Annotated in this window: 3 protein-coding genes; all 3 read right to left on the bottom strand. The window is 33.3% G+C overall.

Annotated features, from left to right (window positions below):
• Nucleotides 1-220 precede the first annotated feature (220 nt).
• Nucleotides 221-523: a GmrSD restriction endonuclease domain-containing protein gene (locus BBROOKSOX_RS10405; protein ID WP_139661703.1), complete on the bottom strand. Its 303-nt coding sequence runs from the start codon at nucleotides 521-523 to the stop codon at nucleotides 221-223.
• Nucleotides 524-635: 112 nt separating this feature from the next.
• Nucleotides 636-1,247: a LysE family translocator gene (locus BBROOKSOX_RS10400; RefSeq protein WP_257607861.1), complete on the bottom strand. Its 612-nt coding sequence runs from the start codon at nucleotides 1,245-1,247 to the stop codon at nucleotides 636-638.
• A complete protein-coding gene (locus BBROOKSOX_RS10395; RefSeq protein ID WP_139661702.1) occupies nucleotides 1,244-1,972 on the bottom strand; it encodes an iron-containing redox enzyme family protein in 729 nt (242 codons plus the stop codon). The genes BBROOKSOX_RS10400 and BBROOKSOX_RS10395 overlap by 4 nt, the downstream gene beginning before the upstream one ends.
• Nucleotides 1,973-2,075: the final 103 nt, after the last annotated feature.

Genomic DNA, 2,075 nt, shown 5'->3' with positions numbered 1-2,075 from the left:
AAAACGACCAAGAAATAAGAGGTATTTTAGCAAAAGTTGGTTGATTTGTCTATGGTTATTGTTGGTTTTATTGTTATAAATCAATTTGTTGTGTGGTTTTTAAGGGTTGACTAAGTATGGTATCGTTGCTCTTGTGCAAGATGCTTGTATTGGTTCATTTTTGCTCCTTTTTACTTGTTCTAGAAAAGAGCACATCATACCTAAGGTATCTTGCTCTTTTTTAGGGGTAAAAAGTTGCACTTGGAACTTGAATGGGCGTGCAATAATTATTTTCAGGTACATAGTAATCAGTAAAATTTATTCCCGTTTTGTATATATCTATAAATTTTCTATGTTTTATATTGCTATTGGTCTTCCAAACTAAAAGTGTACCTATGGGATAATCTCTCATTAAAGAGTCAAACAGTCTTTCTGTTTGTTCTTCCTTCCATACAAAGTTCCGTTGAATATTAGGCAACCAGAAGCCTCTGTCCGTGTTTAATTGTTTTACAATCTTTCTTATTGTCAACGTCTGATTCTTCATCTATCAATTCCTAATTTAAACATAACGCCTAGCATCAGCGGCAGTTAAAAGCAGAGTGTAGCGTAGCGAAACGCCGCTTTTAACTGTCCGCTGGATGCTTTTGTTAGGTGCTTTATATTGGCAACTCTAATTGTAATAAAAGCCATATAGCAACTATAAGTAATGATCCAGAAAAAAAATAATTTAGCATTTTTTCTATTCTTTTGTTATCTGTCCATCTAGAAATATGATTGCCAGCAGTTACCCAAATAAAATGAGTCGAAATATTTAATATTGCCAACATAATAACAAGAGCAACAATCTGAGCATTATAATTAAAACTACCGTCAAGCAATGTGGAGAACATTAAAAATAACATTGTCCATCCTTTAGGGTTTAACATTTGCAGTATAACCCCGTCTTTGAAAGTAAAGGTCTGGTTGTTAGAATCTGTCTCTTTTTTGTCGCTTCTTATAAACTTGTAAGCTAAATAGACGATATATAAAGAACCAAGCAATTGAAGTATAAAAATCAAACTTGGATATAATTGCAATATTTCACCCAAACCAAAACCTATTAGCAATGAGTAAATAATAAAAACCAAATCCACTCCTATTATCAACGGGATTGATCCCCTAACTCCTTGTCTTATACCTGACATGGCAAACACTATATTAGCTGGTCCTGGGCTAAATACTAAAGGAAACATTAAGCCAAAAAATAAAAGAAAATATTGAATACTCATAAAGCACCCTCATTGAAATATTTTTCAAGTTCATCATACATAACAGAACCAGCTGCAACAGCTTGACATGCTCCCGAAACAATCTCTTTTAACTCTTTTTTTTCTAGTTGAGGTTTCATTTTCCTAATACCAGATAACATTTCTGCCGCATGAAAAGGATCAATTGTTTTGTGAGCTATAAAATATAATTGTGTATCTTTACTTGTTAAACCAACATTTTCCATGCCAATTAGCATTTTGGTAAAATGAGGCGCCACCCAACTTTCGGTGATTAAAAAATGACCATATGCACGATAAACACCGCCTACTGTTGTTAAGAGTGAGTTTAGTGAATTTGATGTAATAGAAGTAAACCAAGGCTTAGTTTTTCTATACTCAATAATATCGTTGTCTTTATTTAATGATTTTAGCAGTCTCCTCAACCAAGTTGTGTGAAAATTATCTATATTCCCATTACCACACTCATCCCAAAGGTTAGATGACATTACTTGTTTCATTGAGTGCTGTAGACTAGGGATCATCATTGCGACTTCATCATCAACAACTTCATTTCTAATTGTTTCAAGTAATAAAAATTCTACCCACTCATTCTTTGTCATCTTACTTTCCGTATAATCAAAAAATGAATGATTAAGCCCTTTATTATGATTAGTCAAATCTTCTAAAAAGTCACAGCACAAATCAACAGAATTATAAGAGACCTTTGCATAAATAGGAACAATCATCAGAAACCCACTTTTCACCCACTTGGCGATTTTTTAAACCCAGCCTTAGCCCTGCTAGGACAAGGTTTAAAGAAATCACCCATTGGGCAAAAATTGGATTTTG

The sequence above is a fragment of the bacterium endosymbiont of Bathymodiolus sp. 5 South genome, assembly GCF_900128535.1.
In the GTDB taxonomy this organism is placed as follows: domain Bacteria; phylum Pseudomonadota; class Gammaproteobacteria; order PS1; family Pseudothioglobaceae; genus Thiodubiliella.
This window is presented reverse-complemented; position numbering and strand designations above follow the sequence as displayed.